Genomic DNA, 22984 nt, shown 5'->3' with positions numbered 1-22984 from the left:
TGTGGCGATCCGCGAGGCCCTCGAAGCCATTGCCCAGGACTGGGCCGACGTCGAACCGCGACTCTCGGTGGCCCAACTCTCTCTGCTCGCAGCGACCCTCGACACGGAGGAGTTCGACGTCCTCGCCGTGTTCCAGGAATTCGCGCGCGTGCTGCCCCCCACCCATGCGGCGTGGGAGGCACTCAACATGTCCGCCACCCGTCGAACGACGACTTCGGCCGACCGAGCGGACCTAACCTATCTACAGATTGGTGCCCTGGCGCGAGAAGCCATGGCATCGGAGTGGATCGCCGCCGACGCAGGGGCCGACGCCGTGACCGAGGTCGTCCGCCGCCAGATACTCGGTCACGGATACCGACTAACGCCTCCGGGTCAGCAGTTCGAGACCGCCCCCGGGTTGATCGGTGTCCAGCTCGACCAAGGCGTCGCATACCCGGCCTTCCAGTTTGCTGACCGCGAGCTCGTCCACACACATGCCGCGCTCGCCGACGTCAACGAGATCCTCGCCGCCGACTACGACCCTATTGGAGCCCTCTCATGGTGGTGGTCGCCCAACACATGGCTCGGCACCCAACCTGCATTCCTGCTCGGCACCGAACGCGAGCCAGAACTCGCCCATGCCGCTCGACAGCTCTACAACGACAGCTGGTGACGCGGTGTCGAACCTCGAACCACCATCGGCGTACACCAGAACACCCGCAACGACGGTCTTGCCTGCAGGCACCAGTTTGTTCCGCATCCACCAGAAGCGGTTCCCGGCCCAAGCCTTCAACCCCGTTCCCTGTCACAGGTACTACGGCGGCGGCAGATTCGACAGTACGCACGATGACCGATATGGCTACTTGTACGCCGGTGAGAAACCGGCCACCGCAATCGCCGAGACCATGCTGCGTGACCTACCGTTCGATGACACCGGTGCACGCCAGCTACCCGCAGCCGCCTACCAGGGCCGCCGAATCAGCGCACTGACCGTCCAAACCAACCTCGAGCTCGTCGACCTTCGTACGAGCCCAGCTCTCGCCCAGGTCGCACAAGACACCTGGCTCACCATGGCCGACCCTCGCGACTACGCCCAGACCCGTCACTGGGGCCACTGGATCCGCAGCAAGTCGCCCTCAGCGGCGGGGTACGTCTGGTACAGCCGACGCGAAGTAGCCACCTTGGCCTACGTGCTCTTCGAGGACCGGATTCCTTCGGGCGGGATCGACCACGACCCGCACAACCCGGGACTCCCGACACCGGACGAGCAGGACTTCGATACTCCCCGCGGCAACCGGCACCTGCGACGACTCCTCGGCCTGTACAACGTCGCCATCGCAAGACCTTGAACATCAGCGACCCATGCATCGGGTACGGATCTCAGGTGTCGCGTCGCCAACGCCGCCGCCAGCGGCGCGTGCTTTCCAACGGCCGAGACCACCGGCTCGCCGCTTCCGGTCTGGGTCGGGGGATTTCCACGACGGATTCGAACCCATCCGCACCGACTACGCCGACGCCGCGTCTGGTCGTCCGGCAGCTGAACCCACGACGTGAAGCCGCAGGCTGGCCTGCTACCCGCTACGCAAGAGTCCCGAATAGGCCGTCCGGAAAGGTTCTCGGTGGCGGCCCATCCGGCACGTGACGCGCTTCCCAACCCGGCGTCTCTGAACCTGGGTTTCCGCCGGGGCTCGAGGACGTTGCGTATGCCCAGGTTCGTCGCGGGACCGCCCGCCTTCGCCCGAACTTCTAGAGGGTGCCGGACGCCCGCGCGGATGTGTCGAACAGCTCGAGCTCGGCGGGATGCAGTTGGTGCTGTACCACGAAGGACCTGTCCTTGATCCGCCACAGCCCCTGACCGGTCCCCAAGGTCGGTAGCAGCGACTGCTCGGTCCCGGTCAGACCCAGGGCTGTCGCGGTCGAACCGAGTTGGTCTGACTCCTGCCGGTAGACCACGCGTGTCTCGGCATTGGCGAGCAGTGACGACGCGAGGGCGCGCATTGCTGAGCCGTGGTCGCCGACGTTGTCGAGGTCGGAGAGCTTGTGGAAGATCAGCATGTTCGCGATGCCGTAGTGGCGCGCGAGTCGCCAGTGCGCGTCCATCCGGCGCAGGAGTGCCGGGTGAGACATAAGGCGCCAGGCCTCGTCGTACACCACCCATCTCTGCCCGCCGGACGGGTCGAGGAGTGCGGACTCCATCCACGCCGACGCGCACGTCATCAGTACTGAGATCAGGGTGGCGTTCTCGGTGACGCGGGAAAGATCGAGCGACACCATCGGCAGGGTCGGGTCGAACCGCACCGTGCTGGGGCCGTCGAACAGCCCGGCCAGGTCGCCTGCGACCAGACGTCGGAGCGCGTGCGCGACCAGGCGTCCGTCCTCTGCGAGCCGACCGTCCGTGTCGGTGGCCGCGTCGGGGGAGAGGAGCCGGTCCACCACCATCGGCAGCACAGGCGTTGGTGAGGCGCGGACGACGTCACCGAGGGCGACGTCGATTGCAGTGTGCTCCAGCGGCGTCAGTCGTCGGTCCAGCACGGTCTCGGCCAGGGCGCCGACCAGGTCCCGCCGCCTGGCCGTGACCTGCGCCGTCCATTGCGCGTCATCGAGGCCGCTGGGGCGAAGACCCTCGTCGAGGGGGTTGAGCCGGTTGGCCATGCCGTGCCCGAGCGCGATGGCCTTGCCGCCGACGGCCTCGGCGACTGCGGTGTGCTCACCCTTCGGGTCTCCTGGCACGTACACGCGGCGCCCGAACGGGATCGAGCGGGTGTAGAGGCTCTTCGCCAGCGCGGACTTGCCGGCGCCCACGATCCCGGCAAGGACGAGGTTCGGTGCGGTGATGAGACCGCGGGAGTAGAGCACCCATGGGTCATAGACGAAGGAGCTGCCTGAGTAGAGATCCTGACCGACGAAGACGCCGTCACTTCCGAAGCCACCCTCGGCGAGGAACGGGTATGCACCCGCCAGCGTGGCTGACGTGTCTTGATGGCGTCGTAGGCGCAATCGGCCTGGGGTACGCAGCGCGGCGGGGCCCGGCTCGCCAGCCCGGGGCAGTACGACGGTGGCGTGACGCTCGGCTGTCAGCTCGTCGGCCCGTGCCTTGGCTGCTGCCTTCCGTGCCTCGCGGTCCACGGAGAGCAAGGACTTCGCAGCACTCTGCCGGACGCGACGGTCACGGCGTCGCTCGCGACGGGGCGACACCAACACGGAGCTGTGCAAGCGGCCTTCATCCCAGCCCGTCACAACGAGAGCCCACGATCGACGGCGATGGGATGGACGGACCGGGTCACGTGCGCCAGCGCGCTCTGTGCGTTTTCGGCGTCAACAGCCGGGTCCTCGAACGTGGGCATCGGCGCCTCCTACTTGATGTGGTCGGGAAGGAGGTGTGCCCGGAAGCCCGTCGCTTGTCGGTCGCGCGCCACCCTCACACGTCCCGGCACAGGGGGAGGGCTGCTGCCGAGAACGCCTGCGCCTGCTGGCCCCAGAGCCGACGGGTCTCGCAGGAGGCTTGGATGGCTGCCTGCTCGAGGTGCGCCACGGCGCGCTCGAGTTCGTCGAGGTCCGCGGCGCTGACGGCGATCAGTCCGGTGGTGCGCAGGATGCCGTGCCCTGCCGTCAGGTCCGCCTCCTGCTGGAGTACGTCGCTGTACTCCGCGGATTGTTGGGCGTCCTCGATCTGGCCGATCCGCTGACGTTGCGAGGCGTCGGAGACGTACTCGGTCTTCTTCTTGCGGATGTCGCGCGCGGCCTGGTCGGTGCGCATCGGGGTGTAGAGCAGCGTGAAGGTGCGTCGTACGCCCGAGGACAGGAGCACGGGCGCGAGGAACCCGGGGTAGACCAAGGATCGCGGCCACTCGCTGATCCACAGCACGCAGTGGTGGGCTGAGTCGCTGCGCACGCTTGACCACTGCTCGGTGACACCGACTGGCCCGGCCGCGGCGAGGTCACGACCGAGCTCACCGTGGCGTTCGAGCGCTCCGGCGACGACCGGGTCGTACGCCGAACGCAGGATCACCGCCAGGTCGCCCGGCTCGAGCCACGCCGACGGTGCGAGGTCGGCAGCCCTCAGGGCAGCGGTGGTCGTCGACATCTCCTGGCGGAGCACCGCGGCAGCGCCGCGGTTGCCCCCGCCCGCGGCGCGAATCGCACGACCAGCAGCTTTCATGTCGAGCGAGATCGAGACGGTGCTCGCGTGCCGTTCACCGGCGGGACCGGCACGGTCGATGAGTTCGGCGTACGTCGTGGACGTCCACGAGTCGTCCTGTACACCGTGCTGGGACCACCACTGCGCCAGTCCTCTGCCCGAGTCGGGCAGTGTCCTCTCCATCACCTGCAGGGACGCGATCCGTCCGGATCGACAGGCGGTTGCCAGAACACGGCCCCAGCTGGCCACGCGACGTTGTTGCTCGATCGGGTCGAGCAGGATGAATGCCGGATGGTTGACGCTGACGATTGCCGTCAGTGTTGAGCGGTGCGGGTCGTGGATCATCACAGCTCCGCTCTCGGGGTCGAGCCACTGCCGCAACCGCGCAGCATCGCCTGGCAGCGCCAGAGTCCCCACAGGTCGCGGTCTCACGATCCGGCGCCGGAAGAGCAGTTGGTCGCCGGTCGAGCGCCACACCCAGCGAGCCACCACGGGGAGCCACTCGACCAGCTTGCGGCCACCGATGCCGACCCACGCGAGGGCGGCGCACAGGAGCAACATCGGGAGGGCGTACAGCAAAAGGGTGCCGCCGCCCAGGTACAGCGCGACGACCAGCGTGACGGCACCCGTGCCGACTACGACGAGCTGTGAGCCCGAGAGACCTAGCAGGACTCCGCGACGGGCGAGGCGGGAGAACTTCACCGGCGCGAGGTCGTAGTCGCGCCCCGCCGAACCACTACTCATCACCCTCGGCCTTTCTTGGTGTTCGACGCGGGCACCGGGTCAGCCACATGAGGTGGCGGCGGTGCCGCGGCGCTGGGTGGTGCCTGGTTGGCGGCATCGATCTGTTGCGAAGCCGCAGCTCCCACCGAGCGGCCGGTGTTGACGCCAGCGGAGAAGGACTGCTTCGCGACCGCCAGTCCCGCAGCGACGCCGCCCCCAGCCGCGCCGCCCGTCCGCACGCTCGACACCCCGCCCGCTGAGCCTCCGGCCCCAGAGCCTCCGCCCGTGACGCCCCCAGCTCCGCCCCCAGATCCGCCCCCAGATCCGCCCCCAGCGCCGCCTCCCGCCCTGCCCCGGGGGGACCCAGGTGCTGCCGCTGGGGCAGGCGAGGGACCTCCGCCACCCGTCGTCGTACTCCCGCCTTGTGGTCCGCCACCGAGGACCTTGCGGGGCGTCGACCCGGACTGGCGATTCAGGGGGATGGGCATGGGTCGGTTCATCGCCGACTTGGTCTCCTGTTCGGCCGACATCGCGTGGTGCATGTCGAAGCCCATGAAGCTGATTGCCTTGTAGGTGAGGTAGGGGGCGAACGCGGCCATGAGCATGAGCACGACACCGGCGATCGGCTCGCTTGCCGACGCGAGGTCGGAGTCGATGGGGGCGGACACCTGCGCGGTCGCCAGCAGGAAGATCACTACCAGCACGACCTTGGACAGGATGAGGGCGAGGACGAAGCCCGCCCACCTGCCGATCCAGCCGCGTGTGTGGTCCCAGCTCGCCCCTGCGAGCGCTATCGGTGCGAAGACGATCGCGATGAGAAGTAGTGCCTTTCGTACGAGCAGGCTGATCCAGACGATCACCGCGCCTCCGATGGCGAGGCCGGCGATGAAGATGGTCACGATGGCCCCCGCTCCGGGTGCGGCAAGGCTGATGGCGCCGAGGCCTGCGACCAGGAGCATGATCCGGTCGCCCATCTCCTCCATGTTGGTTCCGGCGGCCTTGACGATGCCGACGCTCAGCTGGTCGGTGAGCTCCAGCGCGGTTGCGAGCAGGGTGAGCGCCACGAACGAACCTAGGATCGACTTCGCCATGCCGAGGGCGGCTCTGGACAGGGCTGCGGGTTCTCTCCGGATCATGCCGCCGATGACCTGGAGCATGAAGAAGCCGAGCATCACAAAGACCGCGATGCCGAACAGGATGTTGTAGACCGTGGTGTAGTGGCTGCTGGTGACGTCGACCATGGTGGTCGAGTCGAAGACCCTCCAGACTGACTCGAACATCCAGCCGGCTGCGTTCCCCATGGACTGCGCGAGGTAGTCGAACGGAGCCGAGACCAGGGAGCCGGCCGCTTCCCCGGCCACGTCGCAGACACCTGAGATCACGGGGATGTCGCAGACGTCGACCATCGTGTCGTCCTCTCGTCTCAGGCCCGGGTCAGACCGACTGGCCGACGTTCCAGAAGAAGTTGACGAGGGTGACGGACGCGCCGGTGATGATCGCGGCGCCGAGGCCCACCAGGACGCCGACCTTGCCTCGCCCGGCGAGGTGCGGGTTGGACGAGTTTGCGCCGAGAGCCCACACGATCGCGGAGATGATGAGGGCCAGCACCGCGAGGATGAGGCCGACGGTCATGGCGGCGCCGACGACATCTCGGAGCTGTCCGATGCCCGGTAGGCCGTTGGAGTTGGGACTGATGGTGATGTCGTAGGGGAGCAGCGGGGCGCGGTAGAGCACGGTTCCTCCTGGGCAGGGACGGGGTCTTGTAGTGCAGGTGCGTGCGCGACGCCGGATCGAAGGCAACGGCGGGAGATGCGGACTCGCTACAGGTGCTACAGAGATGCCCCAATGGAGAGGAGCCAGTTGACCCAGACGAGTGAGCCCCCGGTAAGTACGGCTCCGCCGAGTGCGACGTAGAGCCCGGTCTTTGCCTTGCTGGCCGTCTGCCAGCTTCCCTGTGCTGATCCGATCGCCCATGTCGCTGCGCATGCGATCACCATGAGGACCGCGATGACGAGGCCGTAGGTGAGCAGTGCGCCGACGATCTTCCGCAGGTCGTTTGCTCCGCCGACGGCACCGAAGTCGGGTTGTACCAGTGGAAGCAGGGCTGTCGTGATGCGCACGCCATGCAGGTGCTCAAGCAGGTCCAGCTCGCGAGGTGGGTGGATGGCTCCCGACGTCAGCCCACGGCCGTGAAGTGCAGATGGTCGAAGTGTCCGCCGGTCACGCTGGTCGGGTCGTGCATCCCGCCACCGTCGTAGGAACGCCAGCCCTCGCTGCTGCGCACCACCGACCAGATGCGACCCTGCCAGATGAGGTACTCGACGCCGAGCTTGCTGGCGTTGGACCTGAGCCAGTTGGTGACATTCCACCCGAGGTCGAGGGCGGGCCCGGTCGCAGCCGTGCCGATCGCGTTGCCGAACGTCCCGTCGCAGGCGCGTCCGACCTCGTGCTCGGAATCATTGCCGGGGCGCTGTGACCAGCATGCCCAGGCCGTGTCAGGGAAGGTGGCCCGAACCTGGGCGAGGACGTGCGCAGTCTGTTCGGTGATCAGCCCGTCGGTCGTGGGGTCATCGACCAAGCCGTTCGGGTTGGTTCCTGGGTAGGGCGTCGCCTGTCCGCTCGTGGTCTCGTCGCAGCCGTTGCTTTCGCTGCCATTGATCTCGGATGCACTGTTCGTGCTCAGCCACGGTTCAGGGTCGACGGGCGCAGCGTTCGCTCCGCCAGGTCGGACCTCGAAGTGCAGGTGGGCGCCCGTCGAGTAGCCGTCCGACCCGACGTCCGCGATGTGCTGGCCAGCCGTGACCGTGTCACCCACGCTGACGTGGATGCCTTCGGCGTACATGTGGGCGTACGCGGTTGCCACCGGCTGTCCACCCACGGTGTGCTCGATCACAATGAGGTGTCCGTAGCCACTGGCGGGCCCGGTGGAGACAACGCGTCCGTCGGCAACGGCCATGATGGGTGTGCCGGCATTGGCTGACAGGTCCACTCCCGTGTGGAGCTTGAGTTCGCCGGTGATCGGATGGACGCGCATCCCGAACCCACTCGAGCGTGTCCACGACCCGGCCGGGAGCGGGAAGACCACGCGCGAGGTCTCTGGCTCGGTGCCTGAGGTGGTGCTCATCGACGGGGGCGAGAGGGTGCCCGGCAGGCATGAGGCTTGGGCGGCCGGGTTAAGCATCACGCCGAGGCTCAGCAGCAGGATCGCGGGCCCGAAGAGGAGGGCTAGGACGGTGATGAGCGCAATCTTGGCCATGCTCAGTCCAGGGGCTCATCGAGCCTCGAGAGGCGCAGCAGGTGGCACTCGGCGTAGGACGGCGCGCACACGATAAAGACCGTGAAGGCAACCGCATGCTCCGAGGCGACGGGTTGGTTCTCCCAGATTCCGGAGCGGTGTCGAGTGCCCTCGATCGTGAAGGCGGTGGTGCCGGGCAGCAGCTCGTTACCTGCTTGGGCCTCTGCCGCGTCCCACAGCGTGGGTGTCACCACCGACTCGATGGCGAGCCACTGCGCGGTTTCGTACTGGGCCAGCTCGGCCCAGGTCTCCTCGGTTGGCAGGTAGTTGTCGAGATCAGAGACCAGACCGGGGGAGGACTCACCCGTGGGGTCACTCACGGCGACGAGCTGTTCGACGTGTTCGGCCCGCCCGACAAGCGTTGCCGTGTTCCACTCGAAGATGGCGTCGGCGACGAGGCGGGCGAACGCTTCGGGGTTGCTCGTCGGGCGCAACGGGGCGAGGTCGCCGACGGGGGAGACGGGGGCCTTGGTCGTCATCGCCCTGGGTGTGGCGGGTGTGACCCCGGTGGTGCCCGGCCGCGCCGGTGAGGGACCCATCTGCAGCGAGTAGATGAAGACGGCGACCAACAAGAGGCCCAGCGCGAGGCCGGCGATGATCAGGTGACGTCGGCGGACAACTTCGGAACGTGTCGGGTAGCGCATGTGTCTGAGGTGGCCGCGTGTTCCCGTGCGCGTGTCACAGCCTCGACAAACGCGCGCGTCTCGTCGACGACGCGAAGGAAGAGCGTCCAGTCGTCCGGCTTCACCTCTCGTGCCACCTGCTCGACGTCGTATCGCGTGGACCAGCCGTCGAGTTCTGCCCAGGTCAGGACGAAGGCGCGCGTGGACCGCTTGGCGCTGGCTGCCGCCGACGCCCGCTTCGCACGGTTCTCTCGGACCCGACGCCTGTGATCAGTCTTCGCCTCGGCCAGGGCCTCGTCCGTGAGGGCGTCCACGTCCGAATCCTGGCGCGAGGTCATCCGCGCGGCAACGCGCTGTGCTGCCTTGACTCGCTGGTACCCAGGATCGACAGGACCGCCGTTGCGGATCGAGTCGAGCTCGTCGGTCGCCACCTGGCGAATCGTCTCGGGCTGGGAACGGTCCGCCGCGATGCGTTCCATCTCCAGTATTTGCTCGAGCCGTGCGTACGACGCCTTGCCCGTGACCATTTCTGCGGCTCGGCGGCGGGCCGATCCCAGGGCTCCCGGCCCCGGCCCCGGTGATGCTGATTCAGCATGACCGTGCTGACCTGCGACTTGATCGTTCTTCGCCCCGTACTGGGTGGCAGCCTGTCGGCGCCGCGCGTCCTCCTTCACCAGGTCGAGAAGCTCTTGGTAGAGCTTGGCTGCCTCGTCGGGGGTGAGTGGCTGGTGGGTGATGTTCTCGTCGCGCTCGGCAAGCAACCGAGTCAGCTCGTCGCTGATGCCCGAGCGCACCCAGACGCGCAGGGTCTGCCAGCCGAGCTCCTTGGCGGCCGCCAAGCGACGGTAGCCACAGATGAGGTAGCCGTCCGGGGTGATCGTGACCGGTTGAAGAAGGCCGACGCGGGTGAGCGATTCCGTCAGCTTGGTCAGGTCACCGGTATGCCGACGGTGACGCTCACCGACGACGATCGAGTCGATCTGTCGTTCGAGCTCGACGTACCCCTTGTCAGACACGGCCCGTGCTCGCTGACGTGTAGTCGGGCGCTGCGTGCTCGATGAGGCGGGCGAGTGCCGCGTCCTCGAACAGTTCGTCGAGACCCTCGCCGGACATCAGACGCAGCAGGATCCCGCGCCCTTCGCTGGTGTGGGAGCGGTCGCGATGCTGGTTTCCGAGCACACCGCGCAGGATGGCAAGCCAGGACTTGTGGTCGACGTCCAGGATTGCGGGTCCATTCGCGTCGCGTCGCAGGGACTCGAAGGCACTCAGGCGGGTGCCGGTGCGGATCAGGCGGGCGGCGATGTACTCCAACCCGAGCCGTGCAGTGCGGCGGGACCAGCCCAGCTCGACGAAGAATTGGATCGTCTGGTCGAGGGCGAAGTAGGCGTTGGTCGGCTCGTCCTCGATGGACTCCTGCCTCGGATCGTCGATCGCGCTGAGGTCGTCCTCGACCTGGAAGGCCGGGTGGTAGTTCGCAAGCTCATCGTCGCGCTCGCTGAACCGTTCGGCGTCGTGGTAGTTGGCGCCGGAGCTGTGGCGCGCCTGCTGGGTTGAGCAGAGCAGCCCTCGGGCTCGGGACTCGTAGACGAGGCTGAGGTGGACCGCGTGCGTGATTACTGCCCACGGATCCTCGGCCAGCCGGGTCGCACGTGCGTTCATGATCTCGAAGGCGTACGTCGCGGCGTCTGCGGGTTCCAGCCCGTACTTGTGAGCGAGCGCGCCGTACTTGTCCATGGCGTACGCCATCAGCTCGGCGGCGTCGGGGTCGGCCTCCCATGCACCGGGTCCGGCATAGGCGAGGTCGAGTAGCAGGAGTCGAAGTCCTTCTGCGGTGGCGTAGATCGGGTTGTTCACAGTCCGAGTCCTTCCGGTGGGGTGGCCGTCGGTGCGGAGGGCAGCGATCGGCCTTGAGCGGGATGGGTCAGGCGTCGGGCTGCCTTGGTTGCGGCAGCCGCGGGGGCGCGTCGAGCGCGTCGAGTCAGTTCGTCCTGGAGGTCGATCCCGCGCCCTGCCCATCGGGACCCGATCAGCGTGGAGACCTCGCTGGGCCGGACCCACGTGATCGTCGGTCGGCCCGGCTCTGCAGACGGCTGGACTGGCTGGGGGAGTGAGGGGTCCCCGTGAAGGACGAGAGCATTCGGAGCTGGGTCGGGTACGGCCGTCGGCATTGGCTCGGGAAGTGCGCGATCGAGACGGCGTTGGTAGGGCGGGCGGATGTTCACAGTCCCACCCCCTCGACCGCTCTTGTAGGGCGTGACGGCGGCGCCGGCGCCACTCGCGAGACGATCCGGAAGGCAGATCGGATGGTGGTCAGTGCCTCGGGCTCGGGCAGGCCTGCAGCATGAGCGGCGTGACCGAGGAGCGATGTCGTGCTGCTCAGGTCGTGTCCGTCCTCAGCCATGCGGCAGGCTGCCCAGAACAGTCCGCCATTGCGCGCGCCTTCCGGACGTGAGGCGACCCAGGCGGCCAGTTTGTCGGGGGCCGTGCCGATCGAGGGCGGGGCCGTGGACGGGCGCAGCGGCTTGGGCGGGTCAAGGAGCCGCCGTAGCCCTGATGCGTCGACCGGAGTGGGTCGGTGGTGCTCGGCGACCGCGATCTGCTGGTAGTGGCGGTCGACGCCTTCGTCGGTGCGCGCGCAGGAGGGCGGAATGATGATGTAGCCGCCGTCGCCGCGGAAGTCGATGTGTTGGCTCGGAGCCTGCCACGACCTCTGGGCGGTGGCGGTGGTGCGAAGGAAGTAAGCGTGGAGGCCGCCGGAGGGAGTGCGGACCAGCCACGCCCAGCCCGCGACGAGTCCGGCCCGTCGCGCGCGCTCGAAGGCACCGAACCCGGACCGAGCGCCGTGGACGTCCACGTCGACCACGTCGACGCCGCCGGCCGAACCCGTCGGGACGCCGATGTTGGCGTTAGGCCATCGCCGCCACCAAGCCCTAACGATGTCGGTGTCGGCCCTGGCGTCGTGGAACCCGTGGACGGTGAGGGGCTGCTTGCCACGAGGGACGCACGGAAAGACTGGGATGCCGCCGCCCGCGACGTACGCCGCCGCCGTCGCCAGGTCCGGCGCTTGCACGAGGGAGTCCAGGAGCTGCGGACTCCACCGTGCAGAGCCTTGCCGCTGTGATTGGTCGTCCATGGACTCGACTGTCCACAGCTATGGCACCAATTACCGCCCCTCCTCGGTGGCGCCCGTCCTCGCGCATGGGACGGGCGGAGGCGCGCTGCTAGGTATCTGCACGGCGGACGCCAGGGCCTCAGCGCGAAGTTTCGGTTGGCGTGCGGGCCGCCCAGAGGTTGAGACGCAGCGGGCGATCCCAGCGCACGAACCTAGGTGAACCGCCCAAATTGGGCGTACCAACAGGCGCTGCACCCTGCCCAGAAAAGGCGCCATCTTTGACCAACCGGCGGACTACTGGGATGTCGGGCGAACTTCTTCCTCTAGGTGCCTTTCACAGCGACCCGCGCCGGCGTCTATCTAGTACGCGGGCACGAACAGAGAGGAGCCCACAGTGAGCACTCACAGCGAGAGCGACACGAAGTCCAAGCCGGGTCCCGGCGCCGACCACCCCTTCAAGGTGACCGTCCGGTCATTGGCGGGCCACAGCGACAAGGTGACGGTCAAGCCGACCGACATCATCGGCGAGGTCGCCGACAAGGAGGTCAAGCACTTCGTCAACAAGGGGTGGCTCACCGTCGGTGACTACTCGCTGAGCCTGCCCCGAGTCTCCGACAACGAACTCGACCCGTCGGCGACCTTCGGCGACCTGGGCATCGTCGAGGCCGACGTCCTGGTGCTGATCAATCGCAAGCCCCAGGTTGACGGCGCCCACGCCGTCCGCGCTTAGAAGCGGACGGTGACTCTTCACCCGGCTGTCCTGGCGGACCTCCTCGACGCGGAGGTCCGCCGGGCCCGCATGAAACTCGGCGAGAACGCCGGCGACTTGCGCCGGGTTGAGACCAACATCTTGATGACCCTGAACCGCGGCGACGGTTCCTGGAACCTCCAGCTCGACGGATCCCGGTACGACTCTGAGCCGTTCGACGCGACCCTGGTCGACGACAACGGCGCGGTCCTCGCCGTCGAAAAGTGGATTCCCGGGTTCGGTCTGGGCATCCACCCCAGCCTCGGCGTCCCGTTCGTCTGCGTGAGCGGCACCCGTGGCTACTACTCCCACGAGAGCCATTTCACCGAGCGGTGGGACTCCCATCGGTTCAGCTTGCGGCTCGACTCCCTGCTCGACTCCCTGCTCCGAAAGGCAGGCATCCATGCGTGACCACCACACCTCTCGCAACACCGTGAGCGCGCTGCGGACTCCCACCGCCCCGCTGGTCGTGACCTCGGAGGTCCTCAACGACTCCCGAACCTTCTTCGAGGACCGCGGAACCTTTGGCCTCGAGGGCACCGCCATGATCAAGGCCGGCACGAGTCTCGACTTGGTCGTGCCGCGGCAGAACGCACGCCGAGACGAGTACGGCCATGTCAGTGTCGAGGTTCCCCGCGAAGGCCAGATGGACCTCGCCCTCGCACTCGGACCCGACGACCTGTACGTGGCGCGCATCCACTCCCACCCCGGCAACGCCTTCCACTCCGCGGCCGACGACGCCAATCCCGTCATCTCGTTCGAGGGCGGCCTGTCGATCGTAGTGCCGTTCTTCGGCCTGGGACTTCGCCGCGGACTGGACGCCTGCGCCATCTTTCTTTTCCACAACGGCGGCTGGATCGAGCTGGAGCCCGGCTGTGACCGAGACCGCTGGGTAATCGAGGAGGTGACGGCATGACTGACGATCCGCGCTTGCGGCTGCTCGGGAGCCAGCCAGGAGACAGCGCCCCGGTTTTCCTCGGGGCGGGGCACCCGTCTGCGGCGGTCCTGCGCGAGCTCGACGGGACCGAGGTTGTCGTCTCGATCGACTCACGCACGGACGACGCTGCGCGCGTCGCTGCCGCCGCGTTCATCACCATGATCGCGCGGCTGGTTCCTACTGTGATCGTTGACTCCTCCGCGGAGCTGCCGACCAATTGGTGGCGAGCCACCTCCTGGGCCGACCTACTTGATCGGCTGTCATCCGTGCGCCCGCAGACCGACCTGCCTGCCTGCCGCCGCGTGACGGTGGGCTTCGGCGTACTCGAGCCTGGCTGCGACGTTTACGTCGGCGGAGGAGACTGGAACATCGTGCTCGCTGACAGCCCCGTCGCGCTGGAGAGCGGGAACGACCACGGCCTTGGCATCCACGCGGCCGCGTGCTTGGCCGTCAGCCAAGTCCTCCTCAAGGTGCTCGGCGACCTCGGGTTTCCGGGCGTCGAAGTCTCCGGGGTGGTCGAGACGAACCTCATCAACCATGGCCTCCACCGGTTCGACAAGGAACTGCCGCCCACCGTTCTGCGCACGCACGTCCCCACCGCATTCCTTGGCGCGGGGTCGGTCGGAACCAGCGCGCTCGCGCTGCTGGCGACTGCCTGCTCCCCGACCCTGAACCCGAACAGCTCCATCGCTGTGGCGTTGGCCGCGGCCCTGGACCTGACCGCCGTCGACAAGGACGTCTTTGACCCGTCCCGGAATCCGTTTCGGTACCCCGCTCTGCTGGGCGGCGAGACCGGCAAGAAGGCCACCGGGATGGCCGACCGCCTCATGCAGCTCGGCTTGAACGCCAAGGCTTCGAATAGCGACGTGGCGACGTGGAACACCGTTCAGGAAGAGCCCGGTTGGGTTGGCGTCGTGGTCTCCAGCGTCGACACCCTGGCCGGGCGGCTCGACGTCGCTGACGTGCTCGGCGAGCAGACCTTGTCGGCCGGGGTGTCGGGGACCGAGCTGCACGTGCAGTGGGAGGGGTTCGCTGACGGGTATGCCTGCCCGTTCTGCGACTTCGTCCGCGCTGACCCGCCGCTAACCCAAGCAGGGGTGTACGCCCAAGTGACCGGCATCCCGCTACAGCGGGTGCTTGCGCTTCTGCAGGACGGGGCGGCTTTGGAGGCCTGCGATGTTGACACGGCGATCACCGCTGGACGCGTGCCTGAGCAACGTCGCAACGCGCTCGTCGGCGCCCCTCTCAGCGACCTGGTCCGGCAGGCGTACGCGGAGGCCGAGATGCGGCTGCCAGGAGCCGGGCCCCACGGGACGCCCGGGGCTGGCGGCGACGTCATCGCCGTCACCTCGCCGCAGGTGTCTTGGTTTGCGGGCACTCTTGTTGCCGCCGAGCTTGTCAAGCATGTGCTCGGGCTTCCGACTGTGAGCCGCCGTGTCGACCTCGATGTCGCCGGGCTGCCGGCTGGTGTTGTGCGGAGCGTGCTGGCCGACACCACCGGGACCTGCGTCTGCCACTCCGGCGTGCGTCGCCGCTGGTACCGGTCGCTTTACAGCCAGGGGCCAGAGCCGGGTGTGGGGCTAGTCGTCGAATCCCCGCAGAACGCGCGGCGACCTTCCGGGCTCTGACCGGCGCATCGCCGATACTTTAGTGGTGACCGACGAACTGACTGATCAGGACCCACACGGTCCCGGTGCAGATGCCCGCATCTGCACCCAGTCAGACGTCGCTGCTCAGTACGAGCAGCATCATGAGCGGTTGCGAAACGACGCCGGTCGATACTTTCAGGGGAAGCGGCCCGACCTGGTCGACGAGGCGATCGGCATCGTTTTCGTTCGGCTCATGGACCTAGTCGAGAAGGAAAAGCTGACCGACAAGGGCGACAGCTGGGGTGGTTATCTCCGCCGGATGGTGCTCAACACCTGCGTGGACCTTGTCCGCCGCGAGATCCGAGTCCGCGAAAGGTTCCCACAGGGCGATCCCGAGAAGCCCCGCATCATCGACCACGACCCGCTCGGCGACGAGATCGTTAACGACGACCGTGCGCGGCAGCAACAGGCACGACTGGACGAAGCACTCGAGAAGCTCAGCGAGCGGCAAGTGACGGTCGTCCGACGCGTCTTGGAGGGTCGCACGAATAAGGAGATCGGCGAAGAGCTCGGCGTCAGCGGGCAGGCCGTCGGTCAGCAACTCAAGACCATCTTGAACCAGATTCATGAGGAGGTGACAACAGATGACTGACGAGCGCAAGGACGGGCACAGCCACGGCACTACCCCGGATCAAAGACGCGCCAGCGCGGATGACGAGGACCAAGAGACGGCGGCCACTCTGGATGCGTTCTCCGGAGCCGTGTTAGACGCGGTCGCCGGCCACCAGATCTTCGTAGGACTCACGGAAGACGAGCGCAAGTTGGTCCTCGCCATTCGCGAATGGGCTCCGGGGCTTCCCGAAGCACTCGCGAACCTCGAAACAGGCGATAAGCCAGCTGCTCGAACACCGGTACGCTCCGACGACCCGATCGCCCGCATGCTTGGCCTTGTCGTAGACCCAGCCGTCGATCTGGACGGCCGCCGATTGGCCGCCGTCCGCAAGGCGGCCAATCTCAACATCGCAGAGCTTGCGAACCGACTCCAGCGGCGAGGTTGGGACACGACCGTCAGCACCGTGTCTGCCTGGGAGCGCGGCAGACTCCACCCCCCGCCGGCGACCATCAATGCGATCGCCGAGGTCCTGAATGTGACCGCGGAATCCATCCTCTGCGTTACCCCTGGCACCACACAATCTTTGGACGTCTTGTTCGACGACGAACTCATAGACGCCTTTCTCAATGAGTGGGCGCGGGAGGCGAACATTCCGGCCGAGGAACTCGCCAAGCACTCCAAACGACTTCTCGCCACCGCCGGGAAGCGCAACGCCACCTCGGCCACACCGCAGACACTGCTGGCCATCCTCAAGCACTTCAAGAACCTGCCTGGATTCGATAGCTCGGAGACCTGATATGACCACCCGTCGCGCCCACGCGCTCCGCATCGTCAATCGGTTGGCGGATGTCCAGCGTGCCGCCATTGCAGCCCATCCGACCGCCGGCATCGAGAGCCTCGGCTACACCGTCGTTGCAGAACTGGCGCTGACCTCGAAGCGCGGCGCCGGCGGCTGGTGTGACGGACTATCCTTCGCCGAACACCACACGGTCATGTACGCACCAACGCCAGGCTCGAAGAGAGAAAACTTCACCCTGCTCCATGAGGCCGCGCACATCCTGGTCGAAAACGACGACGACGCCCTGATCTGGCTCGCCGACCGCGACAACCCCGAAGTCGAGCTCGAGCGTCTCTGCGAGGAGATAGCCGCAACCCTCATCCTGCCCGAGGACATGCTCAACGAAATCGTCGGCATAGGACCGATCACCGGCGAGGACCTGAAGAATCTCGTCACTCACTCGGCTGCGAGCGGCCCCGCGTGCGCCATTGCGCTCTCGGCGCGCCTTTCTTCCGGCGTCGTTGCCCTTCTCGATCGCGCCAACGCCAAGGTCATCCACTCCGCGTTGTGCGGCGATGAGTTGGTGGTATATCCGTGGAAGGACGGGTACGTGTCGCCCAGTCATCCACTGCTCACGCTCGCACCCGGGACCAGCTTGACGACGAAGCTGACCTGGGCTGATGAATGGAGGCGCAAGCAGACCTACTACGTCAGCGCAGTCGCGACTGAGAAGCGCGTATATGCAGTCTTCAGCGTTACTGACCTCTGGGGCGTGGACAAGTTCCATGGAGGTCAGGCTCCGCCATCAAAGTCCATTGCTCCGCGGCGCGAGGTTAGCTGCCACTGCGGCTACACCGGAACCGTAGCCGGTTGGCCATGCGACGCGTGCGGTCACCACTATTGCCCGAAGTGCGGCGAATGCGATTGCCAACGGCGGTACGGCGTGCAAGGCACGTGCAACGTCTGCTTCTGCAAGGCTCCCGACCTCGAGGACGGGGTGTGCAGCGGCTGTCGGTAACGGCGAACAGGCGCCGGCGTGCGTCACGCCCACAGGCTGGAAGTCATTCGAGTCCTAGTGTTGAAATCGTGTGACCTCAGGACGACGAAACTTCCAACACAACCACCTCAGCCCTAGGCAGCGGAGGACCGCCTCCGCCCGTGCATGCTTCGATCGATCCCTCACTTCGCCGCGGATCGTATGGCGCGCGCGTGTCATCGCTCCCCGAAAGGCTGGACTAGGGACACTGGCTACATGCCGACACTGGGGGACCGCCTTGCCGTACTCGCTTGAAGATCGACTCGTCATTGGAGTGGCGTCGAGCGCGTTGTTCGATCTTGAGGAGTCCGATCGAGTGTTCCGCCGGGATGGCGAAGAGGCCTATCGCCGATACCAGGAAGCGCATCTTGAGGTCCCACTCTTACCCGGGATCGCCTTCTCATTCATCCGTCGGCTGCTGTCTCTGAACGACCTGGCAGAGCCCGAGGATCCGCTTGTCGAGGTCATCGTGATGTCGCGCAACGACCCGGATACTGGCCTCCGAGTGATGGAGTCGATCGAGCATCACGATCTGCCGATCACGCGAGCCATCTTCATGCAAGGGCGCGCGCCGTTCGCATTCATCCCGACCCTGAACATCGCCCTGTTCCTATCTGCCGACGACGACACTGTCAGGAGCGCGAACCAGCAAGGGTTTCCTGCGGGGCGCGTACTGCCGTCCGCGACCGTCGATGATGACGACGACGACCTGCGCATCGCCTTCGACTTCGACGGCGTGCTCGCAGACGACAAGTCTGAGCAGGTCATGCAGGAGAGCGGCCTACCGGAGTTTCATGAGCACGAGACCGCTAACGCCGTCTCCGCACACGACCCGGGACCTCTGCAGCCCTTCCTTCTTAGGATCGCGAAGGTCCAAGAGGCGGAGCGCGATCGCAAACTGGTGGATCCCGACTACCGCGTGCGTCTGCACGTCGCGCTAGTTACGGCGCGCAACGCCCCGTCCCATAAGCGAGCTATTCAGTCACTGAAATCGTGGGGGGTGATGGTCAACGACGCCTTCTTCCTCGGAGGCATCGATAAGGGTGCCGTGATGAGCGTGCTTCGACCTCATATCTACTTTGACGATCAGCAGGGACACCTTGTCTCGACGTCCACGTCGGCGCCTTCTGTGCACGTGCCGTTTGGTGCGCTAAACGAAGCCCCGGAGGATTGGGTTCCAGATGATGGAAAAGGAATCGTCGAAGTGCCATGAGGTGAAGCCAACTGCGTCCGCCTGTGGCGCAGTCGGTGCGCCTTAGCCCCGCCATTGCCCGTCCCTGCTCCCTATCCAGGCAGTCGCTCGTCCCGGTACGCGCGGCACGTTTGAGACGTCTTGTCGCCATCAGTTGCTTCCGGACGGCCCCCGGGAGGTCCAGCCTTGATTGGAGGCCACATCTCGAGTTCTCTCGGGCACGTCGACTGGCGGCAGGTGGTCGTCTGCTCGGTTGAAGACGTCGTCCACGAGCATGCGGTCAGCGGCCTCCACGTGCCCCTGGGCGGCGGTCACTTTTACCAGGTCGAGGCGGCAGATGTCATCGTACGGCGCTGCCCTGCACGCGGTCTCGGCCGCTCTGCGGGCCGTGGCCAGGTCGTCCTTCGCGAGTGCGTCGACGACGATGACATGTGCCGTGTCGACGATCGCGCAGCCGATGGTTTCGTGAAGGCGTTCGCCGTCGAGCAACCAGCTCCATCCTCGCTCGCGCAAGTGGCTGAAGGGCACGCCCTCGACCAGGCTCAGCGCAGTTTTGAGGTCGACGATGCCCTGAACGCCACGGACTTCCCCTCGGGCTCGTAGTCGGCGGAAGAGGTCGAGGTCGACGAGCACGTCTTGGACCTGGTAGGCCTTCACTCCGGTCTTTCGGAAGGTCGGGGAGTCGTTTGCCGGCGGCAGGTGTTCGTGGCCGGTCCGCTGGTTGTCCCCTAGCCAAGCACGCAGCGAGCCGAGGTCAGTCCTTGCTCGCGAGCCTGCGATTGAGAAGGCATCGGCCACTGCAGTGCCGGTGACGCCTTCGGGGTGCAGGGCAAGGAAGGCGAGCAGCTCGACGAAGTAGGGCCTGCGCTTGGTGATCGCCGGGGCGACCACGCCGTACGCGCGAGCGCTGACCGGGCCCAGCAGGGCTAAGCGGGGGCGGACGCTTTCGCTGTCGAACCAGTCGGCAACGTCCTGGTCCAGGGTGGGGTCGGACTGCTCGACCTGCCTGCGCACCTGTGCGGGAACTACCGGAGCGAGGGTGAACACGTCCTCGGCTGTGGTGGCGGCAGCGTCGAGGTACTCCTCGACCGGCCGTGGCAGAAGCGAGCCCTCGCTGACTCCGTGAACCGCGCGGGCGCCTGCTAGGTCGGGGCGAACAGCTCCTGCGTGATCTGTCAGTGCCCGCCACCCGTCAGGGGCCGAGGTGGTGGTCGGGATGGGTATTGCTTCGCTCTCGCGGGTGAGATCGACAATGGCCGCGCACGCCGACGCTTCGAGGGTGGTGAGTCCGGCGGCTTGTAGGTCCAGACCGAGGGCGGGCGCGAGCAGGCGTCCGCGGCTGTCCACCTCGACGACGAGCGATCCGGGCACGGGCGCGTTGACAGTCACGAGGGCAGCGCCCAGTCGAGCGGTCGTTGTGGTAGTGAGCAGCATCGCGAGTTCGCTCGCACCGTCCCCGGTGGTGATTACTGTCCAGAACGGATCGGGCTCGTCGGAGCCTGATTCCTGGGCGGTTACGAGGTTCTCGGCGATCGAGGTGATGACCTTGTCCCCGTTGTCGTGGTGATGAAGGCGCAGGGTGTCGAGCTCGGCCAGTTCCTGCCCGAAGCCGATGACGTTGACGTCGACGAGCACCGACCACGGGTTGAGTGCCAGCTCCGCGGCCACGTGGCGTGCGAGGGCTGTCGCAGCGTCGGTGTCCCCGCTTAGGCCCGCCACACCGAACGCCTCCAGATTCAGGAGGTGAAGTCCGCGTGCTTCGTCCTGGCCGATTGAGACGAGCAGGGGGTACGGGGCGAGCACGTCGGTCGTCGGCCCCTCCGCGCGCAACCGGGTCGCCCAGACCTCACCGGCGCCCGTCCACGGAGCAGGGAGCTCGGAGTCCTCAGCAAGATGGAGTGTGACCGTGTTGTCGGCGAGGACCGCCCGCACCAGGCGTGGGATGGCGAGCCCTGCGGCCGCCATGTCGGCGGTGAGCGCTCGCAATGCCTGGTCGAGCTGCTTGATGGTTGCTGTCATCGGGGCTCCCGCGTGCATCGCTGTCTTCTCGACGGCGCGCAGCTCCGGCGGGGGAGCGGCGACGGTCTGGCCGGGGCGGCGGTACCGGAGCTGGGTGTTGCGGTGGGCTCGCACCGCGAGCAGGACCAGACCGGCGAGTAGTGCGCCGGCGCCGGTCAGGCCCGGCAGCAGCCAGGGGGTAGCGGTCTCGTCGACTGCTGGGGACGTCGCTTCCGCCGCAGGCGTCGGGTCGGGCTCCGGCACAGCTGCACGGGTCGGGTCGACCTCAGGGGTGGGCTGCACCTGCGGTGGGACGACGACTTCCGGTAGTTGGTCTTGAGGTGCCCCGGTCTTGCCGCCGCGATGCGTGGTGTCGGGGATCGTGATCGTCCAGCCGGGCTTGATCAGGTCGGGGTCCGTCAGGTGTGCCCCGTTGTGCTGGATCGTGTCGCGCGATGCCTCGAACAAGTCCGGGTAGCGCAGCGGGTCGCCCAGCTGCGTTTCAGCGATCTCGGAGAGTGTGTCACCGGGTTGCACCTCGTACTGCTCTACCGGCTGGTCGGTGGCAGAGGAGTCCGCTTCGTGAGGGACCTTGAGCACAGTGCCAGCGACGATGAAGTCGGGTCTCCCGTGGAGCACCTCGCGATTCAGCTCGACGATCTCGGTGTAGCGCCCACCCTCGCCGAGCATGCGTTCGGCAATCCGCCACAAGCTGTCGCCCCGTTTGACGGTGTAGTCGATGCTCACGGGCGTTGGAGCTGCCGAGACACCGGTCGGGGCGGGCGCTGACTCGGCGAGGACGGGCGCAGCGTCGGCGGACCCCAGGTGCGGCGTGTGCGGGACGGGCGCCGCGGAGACCGCGTGGACGGGCGCAGGCGAGACCGCCAAGGAAACTGTCGGACTTGCGATGAACAACAGCGCGGCCACAGCGACGAGTTGGCTGGCACCGTGCTGCGGGAGGCTGAGCCCGGGAAGCGACGGGGCCGGCACTCCGCGTACGAGAGCGACGCCTTCGACGACCACCGAGACTGCGACCACGATCCACGCCGTCCACGCGGCCATGGCGATGACGGTGAGGGCGAGGGTGCCGTCGTCTGGGGCGGAAAGCAGAAGTCCGAGCTCGCTGAACTCGGTGTCCCACGGGTGGGCGCCGATCGCGATCAGCATGAGGGGCGTGCCGATCACGAGCAGCAGGATGACGAGCGTGGCCGCGAGTCCGTGGAGTCTCTGGCGGAGGGTGGGCGGGGTCATTGTTCGCTCCCTGCGACGGTGCGGATCAGTCGTGCCGAGGCCTCACCCGTGACGGGCAGGTCGCCGAGGCCGATGATGCTCAGGAACTTAGGGCGATAGGTGTCGGTGACGTTCACGGTGATGGTGGTGCCGTCGGTGATGGACACAGTCCCGTTGACACCGGCGGTGGAGAGATAGTCCCGAGCTGCGTTGCGCGCGGCCGCAGCGTTGATGGCCACGTAGCGTCCTTGGACTGCCGGTGCGGCCTGTACTTCCTGGCCGCCGGCGCGCGCAGCCTGGCCAGCGACGTTGTGGGCGCGCTGTTGGGCGTGGACCTGCCCGCCGAGGTCGACGGCAAGCCCGACGAGCATCATCATCGCGAAGCTCGCGGTGACCATCCACAGTGTTATCGAGCCATCCTCATCGCGGATCATGAGCGCTCCCGCCACGTGTCGAGAGAGCTACTTGCTCTCGCTTCGACGGTGCGCTTACCTGGTACTCCCGGCACAGCGAGATCCTCAAGGTCCAGCAGGCAGCCGACGGTGACGTGCACAGCAGCGTTCTGGCCTACTGCAGCGGCGAAAGCGGCGGTGTCGACCTTGACGGTGACCTTCACGCAGGCCACGTCCTGATTCGCCAGGCTGTTCGTGGCGGCTGCGGTGGCGGCGGTCTCGGCCGTCGACCTGGTTCGTGCAAGCGACGCGGATCGGGCGGCGTCCACAGCTGCCGACTCGACGGCCTGGTGGGCAACCGTCGTACGGCCACCGAAGATGATCAGGCCCACGAACATCGCGAATGCGGGCACGGCAATCGCTGCCTCGACCGATGCGGATCCACCTTCGCTGCCATTCCTGCTGGTTGGGGGGCCCCCCGGGGATTTCATGGTGTCCCTAGTGCCGTGAGTTCGTCGACCCGCTGAGTTCCTGCCGGGGCCGTTGTTGCTGCTCAGCCACTCCATTGGGGACTCCTATGGATCTTCGACAATAGTTCGAG

23 protein-coding genes are annotated in these 22984 nt (G+C 66.9%); 10 read left to right on the top strand and 13 right to left on the bottom strand.

Annotated features, from left to right (window positions below; translation table 11 throughout):
• The first annotated feature begins 1 nt into the window (after nucleotide 1).
• Both AC57BS_RS04375 and AC57BS_RS04370 read left to right on the top strand, forming a co-directional pair.
• Nucleotides 2-652, top strand: a complete 651-nt coding sequence (locus AC57BS_RS04375) for a hypothetical protein (RefSeq protein ID WP_496410243.1) — start codon at nucleotides 2-4, stop codon at nucleotides 650-652.
• Nucleotides 618-1328, top strand: a complete 711-nt coding sequence (locus AC57BS_RS04370) for an RES family NAD+ phosphorylase (protein WP_496410242.1) — start codon at nucleotides 618-620, stop codon at nucleotides 1326-1328. The genes AC57BS_RS04375 and AC57BS_RS04370 overlap by 35 nt, the downstream gene beginning before the upstream one ends.
• Nucleotides 1329-1725: 397 nt before the next feature.
• Here the strand turns inward: AC57BS_RS04370 and AC57BS_RS04365 are convergent, their stop codons facing one another.
• The 10 genes from AC57BS_RS04365 to AC57BS_RS04320 all read right to left on the bottom strand — a co-directional run bounded on the left by AC57BS_RS04365 (nucleotide 1726) and on the right by AC57BS_RS04320 (nucleotide 11891).
• The gene (locus AC57BS_RS04365) at nucleotides 1726-2835 is read right to left on the bottom strand and encodes a putative type IV secretion/conjugal transfer ATPase (protein ID WP_496410241.1); all 1110 of its coding nucleotides are present in this window, start codon (nucleotides 2833-2835) and stop codon (nucleotides 1726-1728) included.
• A gap of 562 nt (nucleotides 2836-3397) precedes the next feature.
• Nucleotides 3398-4861, bottom strand: a complete 1464-nt coding sequence (locus AC57BS_RS04360; protein WP_496410240.1) for an SCO6880 family protein — start codon at nucleotides 4859-4861, stop codon at nucleotides 3398-3400.
• A complete protein-coding gene (locus AC57BS_RS04355; RefSeq protein WP_496410239.1) occupies nucleotides 4861-6246 on the bottom strand; it encodes a TrbL/VirB6 family protein in 1386 nt (461 codons plus the stop codon). The genes AC57BS_RS04360 and AC57BS_RS04355 overlap by 1 nt, the downstream gene beginning before the upstream one ends.
• A gap of 28 nt (nucleotides 6247-6274) precedes the next feature.
• Complete coding sequence (locus tag AC57BS_RS04350) at nucleotides 6275-6574, bottom strand: DUF6112 family protein (RefSeq protein WP_091200440.1); 300 nt, start codon at nucleotides 6572-6574, stop codon at nucleotides 6275-6277.
• Nucleotides 6575-6669: 95 nt separating this feature from the next.
• Entirely contained in the window at nucleotides 6670-6960 is a 291-nt protein-coding gene (locus tag AC57BS_RS04345; RefSeq protein WP_496410238.1) for a DUF6112 family protein, read from the bottom strand.
• 56 nt (nucleotides 6961-7016) lie between these two features.
• On the bottom strand, nucleotides 7017-8096 hold the full coding sequence (locus tag AC57BS_RS04340; protein ID WP_496410237.1) for a M23 family metallopeptidase: 1080 nt from the start codon (nucleotides 8094-8096) through the stop codon (nucleotides 7017-7019).
• A 2-nt stretch (nucleotides 8097-8098) separates the two neighbouring features.
• On the bottom strand, nucleotides 8099-8779 hold the full coding sequence (locus tag AC57BS_RS04335) for a hypothetical protein (protein ID WP_496410236.1): 681 nt from the start codon (nucleotides 8777-8779) through the stop codon (nucleotides 8099-8101).
• Nucleotides 8734-9774, bottom strand: a complete 1041-nt coding sequence (locus tag AC57BS_RS04330) for a ParB N-terminal domain-containing protein (RefSeq protein WP_496410235.1) — start codon at nucleotides 9772-9774, stop codon at nucleotides 8734-8736. Before AC57BS_RS04330 ends, AC57BS_RS04335 begins: the two co-directional genes overlap by 46 nt.
• Nucleotides 9767-10612 carry a hypothetical protein gene (locus AC57BS_RS04325; protein WP_496410234.1) on the bottom strand — a complete coding sequence of 282 codons (846 nt, stop codon included), beginning with the start codon at nucleotides 10610-10612 and terminating at the stop codon, nucleotides 9767-9769. The genes AC57BS_RS04330 and AC57BS_RS04325 overlap by 8 nt, the downstream gene beginning before the upstream one ends.
• A gap of 364 nt (nucleotides 10613-10976) precedes the next feature.
• Nucleotides 10977-11891, bottom strand: a complete 915-nt coding sequence (locus AC57BS_RS04320; protein WP_496410233.1) for a bifunctional DNA primase/polymerase — start codon at nucleotides 11889-11891, stop codon at nucleotides 10977-10979.
• 373 nt (nucleotides 11892-12264) lie between these two features.
• On the opposite strand from AC57BS_RS04320, the gene AC57BS_RS04315 reads away from it, so the two are divergent.
• The 8 genes from AC57BS_RS04315 to AC57BS_RS04280 all read left to right on the top strand — a co-directional run bounded on the left by AC57BS_RS04315 (nucleotide 12265) and on the right by AC57BS_RS04280 (nucleotide 18784).
• Nucleotides 12265-12600: a hypothetical protein gene (locus AC57BS_RS04315; RefSeq protein ID WP_496410232.1), complete on the top strand. Its 336-nt coding sequence runs from the start codon at nucleotides 12265-12267 to the stop codon at nucleotides 12598-12600.
• A 9-nt stretch (nucleotides 12601-12609) separates the two neighbouring features.
• Nucleotides 12610-13029: a hypothetical protein gene (locus tag AC57BS_RS04310; protein ID WP_496410231.1), complete on the top strand. Its 420-nt coding sequence runs from the start codon at nucleotides 12610-12612 to the stop codon at nucleotides 13027-13029.
• A gap of 22 nt (nucleotides 13030-13051) precedes the next feature.
• Nucleotides 13052-13534 carry a hypothetical protein gene (locus tag AC57BS_RS04305; RefSeq protein ID WP_496410230.1) on the top strand — a complete coding sequence of 161 codons (483 nt, stop codon included), beginning with the start codon at nucleotides 13052-13054 and terminating at the stop codon, nucleotides 13532-13534.
• Nucleotides 13531-15183, top strand: a complete 1653-nt coding sequence (locus tag AC57BS_RS04300; RefSeq protein ID WP_496410229.1) for a hypothetical protein — start codon at nucleotides 13531-13533, stop codon at nucleotides 15181-15183. Before AC57BS_RS04305 ends, AC57BS_RS04300 begins: the two co-directional genes overlap by 4 nt.
• 25 nt (nucleotides 15184-15208) lie before the next feature.
• A complete protein-coding gene (locus AC57BS_RS04295) occupies nucleotides 15209-15796 on the top strand; it encodes a sigma-70 family RNA polymerase sigma factor (RefSeq protein WP_496410228.1) in 588 nt (195 codons plus the stop codon).
• Nucleotides 15789-16553: a helix-turn-helix domain-containing protein gene (locus AC57BS_RS04290; protein WP_496410227.1), complete on the top strand. Its 765-nt coding sequence runs from the start codon at nucleotides 15789-15791 to the stop codon at nucleotides 16551-16553. Before AC57BS_RS04295 ends, AC57BS_RS04290 begins: the two co-directional genes overlap by 8 nt.
• Nucleotide 16554: 1 nt before the next feature.
• Nucleotides 16555-17553, top strand: a complete 999-nt coding sequence (locus AC57BS_RS04285; RefSeq protein ID WP_496410226.1) for an ImmA/IrrE family metallo-endopeptidase — start codon at nucleotides 16555-16557, stop codon at nucleotides 17551-17553.
• A 256-nt stretch (nucleotides 17554-17809) separates the two neighbouring features.
• Nucleotides 17810-18784, top strand: coding sequence for a 5'-nucleotidase (locus AC57BS_RS04280; protein WP_496410225.1), 975 nt, complete (start codon nucleotides 17810-17812; stop codon nucleotides 18782-18784).
• A gap of 129 nt (nucleotides 18785-18913) precedes the next feature.
• Here AC57BS_RS04280 and AC57BS_RS04275 read toward each other — a convergent pair whose 3' ends face one another.
• The 3 genes from AC57BS_RS04275 to AC57BS_RS04265 form a co-directional block, all read right to left on the bottom strand.
• A complete protein-coding gene (locus AC57BS_RS04275) occupies nucleotides 18914-21508 on the bottom strand; it encodes a LysM peptidoglycan-binding domain-containing protein (RefSeq protein ID WP_496410224.1) in 2595 nt (864 codons plus the stop codon).
• 500 nt (nucleotides 21509-22008) lie between these two features.
• Complete coding sequence (locus AC57BS_RS04270) at nucleotides 22009-22425, bottom strand: TadE/TadG family type IV pilus assembly protein (protein ID WP_496410223.1); 417 nt, start codon at nucleotides 22423-22425, stop codon at nucleotides 22009-22011.
• Nucleotides 22422-22949, bottom strand: a complete 528-nt coding sequence (locus tag AC57BS_RS04265; RefSeq protein WP_496410222.1) for a TadE/TadG family type IV pilus assembly protein — start codon at nucleotides 22947-22949, stop codon at nucleotides 22422-22424. The genes AC57BS_RS04270 and AC57BS_RS04265 overlap by 4 nt, the downstream gene beginning before the upstream one ends.
• Nucleotides 22950-22984 lie beyond the last annotated feature (35 nt).

Source organism: Nocardioides sp. BGA-UO-ETr-FS32, from assembly GCF_059567905.1.
Note: the sequence above shows the minus strand (reverse complement) of the source record. Positions and strands in the feature narration are given on the sequence as shown.